Here is a 6,442-nt window from a genome sequence, read left to right on the forward strand (position 1 = left end):
TACTCCTGTGGTAGATGGCGGGGCGCGCCGTTCGCGCCCCTCCCACGACTTCCGTCGATGAACTAGATCTTGGCGACCTGGTTGAAGTTGAGCTCCACCGGCGTCTCGCGACCGAAGATGGAGACCAGCACCTTCAACTTCTGCTGGTCGGCATTGATTTCGCTGATCGAGGCCGGCAGCGACGCGAACGCGCCGTCCGTGACGGTGACCGAGTCGCCGACCTCGAAGTCCAGCACGCGGACCTCGGGCTTGGCCTTCTTCTCCTCGGCCTCGACGGCCGGGGCGAGCCACTTGAGCACCTCGTCGAGCGAGAGCGGGGCCGGGCGGTCCACCCGGTCGGTGGCACCCACGAAGCCGGTCACGCCGGGCGTGTTACGCACGCACGAGTACGACTCGGGGGTGAGATCCATCCGGACCAGGATGTAGCCCGGGAAGACCTTGTTCTGCACCTGGAGGCGCTTGCCGTTCTTGACCTCGACCTCTTCGCGGGTCGGCACCTCGACCTGGAAGATGAACTCCTCCATGTCGAGGCTGGTGATCCGGGTCTCGAGGTTGGTCTTGACCTTGTTCTCGTAGCCGGCGTACGAGTGCACCACGTACCAGTCGCCGGGTGCGTACCGCAGCTTTTGCCGCAGCTCGGCGACCGGGTCGTAGTTCTCGTCCGCCTCCGGGGCTTCCGCCTCGGCGACTGGCTCTGCGCTGGCGGCCTCGACCGACTCGGCGTCCTCCGCCGTCGCGACCGCGGACTGCTCGTCGGCGGTCAGGGCGGTCTCGTCGTCGTACTCAGGCACGCTTGCTCACTTCCGTAACTATCAGCTTCAGTTGCCGAACGTCGCCAGGATGGCCTTGCCGAACCCGTAATCGAGCAGCGCCACGATCGTGGTCATCACCGTGACGAAGGCGATCACGACGCCCGTGTAGGTCAGCAGTTCCTTGCGGGTCGGCCAGATGACCTTACGCAGCTCACTGACGACCTCGCGGAAGAAACCACCGATGCGGTTGCCACCGCGCCGGCCTTCCCGCTTGGTCGCCACGCCGCCGGACTCGGCCTTGTCGCCGCCCCGGCCCTCCGGCTCGTCGGCCGCCGCGATGGCGCCGTCCTGGAGGTCGCTGTCGGTGTAGGCCTCGTCCTCGGGGCGGTCGCCTGCAGCGTCGTCACCGGGTCGCTTCCTCTCGGCCACTTCCGCCCTCTTCCGTCGTCGATGGGATGTCGCATCGGCGCCGTATGCGGCGGTCGGTCAAGCCGGCCGCCCGCCGCCGGGCGGACCGGCCACGTGAGCCGGTCCGGTTACTGGGCCGATCGGTGCGCAGGGGTGACAGGACTTGAACCTGCAGCCTGCGGTTTTGGAGACCGCTGCTCTGCCAATTGAGCTACACCCCTTTGTGAGGCATCCTGCCCGTCGCAGCGCGAAAGGCAGGGTTCACTACCCCACGGCGGACCAGTGTACGGGTAGGTCCGCGTGATTCCCAACCCGGGCCTACCTCTTGCGGATGGTGGCCCTCGCGAGCGACAGCACCTTGTCGCCGCCGCAGGTCGCGGTCAGTTCGAGCTTGGTGAGCCCGTCGTCGGTGACCTCCTTGATCACCCCGCTGATCACCACCTCGGTGCCCTCGTCGGTGTCCGGCACCGGCACCGGGCGGCTGAACCGCACACCGAACTCGACGACCGCGTCGGGTGCTCCGGCCCACGCCGTGACGGCGCGGCCGGCGAGAGCCATCGTGTACATCCCGTGGGCGATCACACCGGGCAGGCCGACGCTCTTGGCGATCCGGTCGCTCCAGTGGATGGTGTTGAAGTCGCCCGAGGCGCCGCAGTAGCGCACCAGGTCGGCCCGGGTGACCTTGAACGTCTGGGTGGGCAGCGCATCCGCCATGATCAGTTCTCCCCGCGCTGGACGAGCTTGGACCAGACCGTGACGACGGGCTCGCCGGCCTCGGTGGTGACCTCGGTGCGGGTGGTCAGGAAGTCGTGGCCGCCCCGCGAGGTGATCTCGTCCACCGTGTTCACGCAGACGAGGGAGTCGCCCGCCACCACCGGGCGGGTGTAGGCGAACTTCTGGTCGCCGTGCACCACCCGGCTGTAGTCCAGGCCCAGGGCCGGGTCGGCGACGATCTGCCGGCTGGCCGCCATGGTCACCACGACCGGGAAGGTGGGCGGGGCCACCACGTCCGGATAGCCGGCCGCGCGGGCCGCCTCCGGGTCGTGATACTCGGCGTCGGTGGCGCCGATCGCGGTGGCGAACTCACGGATCTTCTCGCGGCCCACGAGATAGGGCTCGGTGGCCGGCCAGCTGCGGCCGACGAAGGACTGGTCCAGGGGCATGAGGCGAAACTACCCGGCCCGCGCTGTCCCGGTAAAACAGAAGTGGCGGCGACCCCCTGAGGGTCACCGCCACGTCGTCGTACGAAAGATCAGCGGGTCTCGCGGTGCAGGGTGTGCTTGCCGTCCCGAGGGCAGAACTTCTTCAGCTCGATGCGGTCGGGGTCGTTACGGCGGTTCTTGCGCGTGATGTAGTTGCGCTCCTTGCACTCCGTACACGCCAAGGTGATCTTGGGACGGACGTCGGTCGCCTTGGCCACGGCGGGGTGCCTTCCTGCTCACGGGATTCACATACGACATACCAGCGTAGACGCTAGTCACGCGGACATGCAAAACCGGCGGACGGATGCCCGGGTTCGTACGGCATCCGGGACGGGTCCCGGATGAGTAGCGGTGGCCGGACTTGAACCGGCGACACAGCGATTATGAGCCGCTTGCTCTGCCATCTGAGCTACACCGCCGCGCCAGGCTCACGATCGAACGCCCTCACCGATCTTGGCGAGGGCGAAGGACGAACCCGGTTGGAGCCCCCTTACGGAATCGAACCGTAGACCTTCTCCTTACCATGGAGACGCTCTGCCGACTGAGCTAAGGGGGCGCGCGCGATCTCTCGCGTGATGCGCAGGATGAAGCTTACACGGCACCGCAGCCGAGGTGAAATCGCCTCCCCGGTGCGGCGAAATACCAGGTCAGCACGGTGTCATCCGACGGCCCGGAGCCGGCGCACCTCACCGGTCGGCGTCTCCTCCGGCTCCGTCTGGGCGCTGAGCCAGGTGTTCAGCCGCTCCACCGGCAGCGGCCGGCTGAAGAAGTAGCCCTGCCCGATCTCGCAGCCGAGCTCGGCCAGCAGGTCGAAGGTGAGCTCGCTCTCCACGCCCTCGGCCACCACGGTGAGCCCGAACTCGCGGGACAGGCCGATCACCGCCCGCACGATCGCCAGGTCGCCGGAGTCCGTCGCCATGCCCTGCACGAAGCTGTCGTCGATCTTGACCTCGTGCACCGGCAGCTGGCGCAGGTAGGACAGCGAGGAGGCGCCCGTGCCGAAGTCGTCCACCGACAGCCGTACGCCGAGGTCCCGCAGCCGGTAGAGGGTCGGCAGGGCCCGCTCGATCTCGCCGAGCATGCCCGGCTCGGAGATCTCGAAGGTGACCTGCTGGGGCGGGACCTGGTACTGCTTCAGCAGCTCGTGCACCTGGTCGGGGAAGCGCGGGTCCAGCAGGGTGCGCGCCGACAGGTTCACCGCGATGGACAGCGGCCGGCCGGCGTCGGCCCACTCCCGGCAGTGCCGCAGGCCCGCGGTCAGCACCACCTCGGTGAGCCGGTGCAGCTGCCCGGTGTGCTCGGCCACGGCGACGAAGTCCTCCGGGGAGACCTCGCCGTGCGCGGGGTGCTGCCAGCGGGCCAGGCACTCGACGCCGATCAGGTGCCGGTCCTGGATGGTGACCTTGGGCTGGAAGTGCACCTCGAGCTGGCCGGAATCCAGCGCGCGGCGCAGATCGGCGGCGAGGCCGAGGCGGCGCACGGCCCGGGACTCCAGGGCGGGGTGGAACAGCTGGACGCCGTACGGCAGCGCCTTGGCGGCGTTGGCGGCCAGCTCCGCGCGGCGCAACAGGGCGTCGGGATCGTCACCATGGTCGGGTTGTACGGCGACGCCGGCGGCCGTGTCCACGTCGAGGGTGAGCGTGCCCACGGCCATCGGGCCCCGCAGCTGCTCCCGCATCTCGGTGGCCAGCCGTACGGTCTCCTCGGTGCTCTCGGCCCGCAGCGTGACCACGAACTCGTCACCGCCGATCCGGCCGACCAGGGCGCCCGGCCCGGCGATGTTGCGCAGCCGCCCGGCGACCTCGGCGAGCAGCTTGTCGCCGGCCGCGTGGCCCATCGACTCGTTGACGTCGCGCAGCCCGTCCACGTCGAAGAGGATGACCGCGACCACCTCGCCCGGGGTGCGGATCTTCACGGACTCGGTGAGCGCGTCGGTGATCCGCCGCCGGTTGGGCAGCGAGGTGAGCCGGTCGTGGTACGCGTCGTAGCGCAGCCGCTCCACCAGGCGGGAATTCTCCACCGCGGCGGCGGCGTGCGCGGCGATCGTCTCGACCACCTGGACGTCGGCGGTGGTGAAGTGCTTGAAGTCGCCGAGCCGGTTGACCACCTCGAGGGTGCCGATCACGGCCTGGCCGGAGCGCAGCGGCACGACGATGCAGTCCTTGATCCCGGCCTCGCTGAGGGCCGGTTGCAGGTCGCGGTCGGTGGTGAGTTTCGAGCCGACGGCCACGCTGCGCCGCTCGGCGGTGGCCCGCTCGGTGATCTTGGCCGGGGTGCGGCTCAGGTCCAGCAGGCCGCGGGCCTCGACCTTGGAGGTCAGCAGCACCTCGGGATGACGCGCCGTGGCGGGCAGGCGGAACGTCGCGTACTCGGCCTGCATCAGGGAGCGGGCGCGGACCAGCAGCGAGTCGATCAGCGTCACGTCCTGGCTGGACTCGACCACCGCGTTGGCGAGCTCGTAGAGCTCGGCCAGGGTGTGGTGCTGGCGCAGGAAGTCCGAGTAGGAGCGGTAGGCCAGGATGAGCACGCCGGCCAGGATGAACAGCAGGAAGGCGGACCACCAGGTCGCCTCCAGGGCGACGATGAACACCAGGCCGATGACGATGCACAGCTCGGCGGCGATCAGCCCCGGCCAGGTCACCCGCAGCATCTCGAGGCCGGCCTGGAGGCCCTGCACGGTCGCCATCACCGCGGCCACCGCGAAGAGCGTCAGGACGGTGTTGACCGTGACCGCGACGGCGAGGGCGACCCAGGTCGAGGGGCCGCTGTCGCCGGCGATCGGCGGGAAGGCCTCCAGGACGATGCCCGCGGTGGCCACGGCGGCGGCGCTGCGGGCGACGTTGAACGCGAACCGGTCCGGCGCGGCGTGCCGGCGGACCTCCTTGATGACCACGGCGATCGAGCTGACCGCGACCACCAGGACGGCCGGAAGGAAGTAGAAGCCCAGCACGAGGGCTATCTCGCTGAGGCTCAGCGAGGTGCCGTGCCGGCCGATCTGGATGTACCGGGAGCCCGCGCCGAGCAGCACGAAGAGTGGAAGCGCGACCAGCGCGGCGAGCCATTGACCCGACCAGCCGTCGTGCCGGGCGCCGAGGACGGCGCTGAACACGATGGCGATGATCGCCAGGCTGCCGGTGATGAGCCAGACGTACTCAGGCGATCGTCGCGGTGGGGACTGCCGCCCTGCCATCCAACGCCCCTACCGCTCGGTGTGTTCCAAACGAGGTGCCCCCGTGGCCGCGCCGCGGCCCGCGCCGTCAGCTCCAGTCGTAATCGAACTGGGCGACGACGGCGGAGTTGGGCAGGGCAGGGAGAGAGGCAGTCGCGCCACTCCCGCCGGCCGATGCCGCGGCAGCACCGCCGAATGCCAGTCCGAGTGCCACGAACAAGCCGGCGGTGAAGCGGCCGAGCTTCTTTGCGGACATCTATGGCTCCTGTACTGAAGGTGTCAGTCGGGGTGGGGTTCCATGATGGTGCCACACGCTGAGTACGTCAGACACCGCCGAACGGCGGGTCGAAGCCGCACATCCCGAAATCTTGACTGAACGGCTGAGGTGTTCATGCAATTGCGGGCCCCAATATTGAGGCCTTTGACCCGGATTTATCCGGAGAAGTAACGGCATTTCGCTTCGGTTTGTCAGGCCAGCTTGACGTCAGGCGAACCTGACGGAAGACTGGAATTCATGACTACTCCCGACGAACTGGAGCAACAGCACACGCTCTCCACCGCCACAACGCGTTACGACGAGCTGAGGATGCGGGACGCCCTCGCCGCCATGGCCGCCGAGGCCGACAATCCGCCCCTGACCCGGGACGAAGCGCTGGAGTTGCTGGCCCTCAGCGAGGTGGTCATCCGCAAGGCCGGCTACGGCCGGCAGGCCATGGTCCGGTCCGCCCGCGGCAGCGGCGCGTCGTGGAACCAGATCGGCGCGGCGCTGGGCACCAGTAAGCAAGCCGCCTGGGAGGCGCACAACCGCTGGATCGAGGAGCAAGCCCGCCAGCACGAGCTGACCGGCTACGAGGGTCTCGACCCGCACGAGGCCGCCTCGGCCCGCGACCTGGCCGGTCGGCCGGAACAGG

8 protein-coding genes and 3 tRNA genes are annotated in these 6,442 nt (G+C 69.1%); 1 reads left to right on the forward strand and 10 read right to left on the reverse strand.

The features are described 5' to 3' along the window. Nucleotides 1-62 precede the first annotated feature (62 nt). From nusG to Ani05nite_RS38135, 10 genes are all read right to left on the reverse strand, one after another. Nucleotides 63-791 (reverse strand): transcription termination/antitermination protein NusG, encoded by a 729-nt coding sequence (gene nusG, locus Ani05nite_RS38090; RefSeq protein ID WP_203776607.1) that lies wholly within the window; start codon nucleotides 789-791, stop codon nucleotides 63-65. Between the two features lie 27 nt (nucleotides 792-818). Then, nucleotides 819-1,181, reverse strand: a complete 363-nt coding sequence (gene secE, locus Ani05nite_RS38095; RefSeq protein WP_203776608.1) for a preprotein translocase subunit SecE — start codon at nucleotides 1,179-1,181, stop codon at nucleotides 819-821. Nucleotides 1,182-1,308: 127 nt separating this feature from the next. Then, nucleotides 1,309-1,381 (reverse strand) — tRNA-Trp (locus Ani05nite_RS38100). Between the two features lie 97 nt (nucleotides 1,382-1,478). After that, complete coding sequence (locus Ani05nite_RS38105) at nucleotides 1,479-1,874, reverse strand: MaoC family dehydratase (RefSeq protein ID WP_203776609.1); 396 nt, start codon at nucleotides 1,872-1,874, stop codon at nucleotides 1,479-1,481. 2 nt (nucleotides 1,875-1,876) lie between these two features. Beyond that, the gene (locus Ani05nite_RS38110) at nucleotides 1,877-2,323 is read right to left on the reverse strand and encodes a MaoC family dehydratase N-terminal domain-containing protein (RefSeq protein ID WP_203776610.1); all 447 of its coding nucleotides are present in this window, start codon (nucleotides 2,321-2,323) and stop codon (nucleotides 1,877-1,879) included. A gap of 89 nt (nucleotides 2,324-2,412) precedes the next feature. Next, the gene (rpmG, locus tag Ani05nite_RS38115; RefSeq protein ID WP_067495822.1) at nucleotides 2,413-2,580 is read right to left on the reverse strand and encodes a 50S ribosomal protein L33; all 168 of its coding nucleotides are present in this window, start codon (nucleotides 2,578-2,580) and stop codon (nucleotides 2,413-2,415) included. A gap of 128 nt (nucleotides 2,581-2,708) precedes the next feature. After that, a tRNA-Met gene (locus tag Ani05nite_RS38120) sits at nucleotides 2,709-2,781 on the reverse strand. A 61-nt stretch (nucleotides 2,782-2,842) separates the two neighbouring features. Then, a tRNA-Thr gene (locus Ani05nite_RS38125) sits at nucleotides 2,843-2,918 on the reverse strand. 102 nt (nucleotides 2,919-3,020) lie between these two features. Next, a complete protein-coding gene (locus tag Ani05nite_RS38130; RefSeq protein ID WP_203776611.1) occupies nucleotides 3,021-5,552 on the reverse strand; it encodes a putative bifunctional diguanylate cyclase/phosphodiesterase in 2,532 nt (843 codons plus the stop codon). Between the two features lie 67 nt (nucleotides 5,553-5,619). Beyond that, a complete protein-coding gene (locus Ani05nite_RS38135; RefSeq protein WP_203776612.1) occupies nucleotides 5,620-5,787 on the reverse strand; it encodes a hypothetical protein in 168 nt (55 codons plus the stop codon). Nucleotides 5,788-6,045: 258 nt separating this feature from the next. Here Ani05nite_RS38135 and Ani05nite_RS38140 point away from each other — a divergent pair. Continuing rightward, a partial coding sequence (locus Ani05nite_RS38140; protein WP_203776613.1) for a hypothetical protein occupies nucleotides 6,046-6,442 on the forward strand: 397 nt, incomplete at its 3' end.

It is taken from the genome of Actinoplanes nipponensis (assembly GCF_016862275.1).
GTDB lineage: Bacteria > Actinomycetota > Actinomycetes > Mycobacteriales > Micromonosporaceae > Actinoplanes > Actinoplanes nipponensis.

Bases quoted from the DNA above. Each gene is read 5' to 3' on its own strand.
- Ani05nite_RS38105 (WP_203776609.1), bottom strand. From the start codon at position 1,874: ATGGCGGATGCGCTGCCCACCCAGACGTTCAAGGTCACCCGGGCCGAC.
- Ani05nite_RS38110 (WP_203776610.1), bottom strand. From the start codon at position 2,323: ATGCCCCTGGACCAGTCCTTCGTCGGCCGCAGCTGGCCGGCCACCGAG.
- Ani05nite_RS38130 (WP_203776611.1), bottom strand. From the start codon at position 5,552: ATGGCAGGGCGGCAGTCCCCACCGCGACGATCGCCTGAGTACGTCTGG.
- Ani05nite_RS38135 (WP_203776612.1), bottom strand. From the start codon at position 5,787: ATGTCCGCAAAGAAGCTCGGCCGCTTCACCGCCGGCTTGTTCGTGGCA.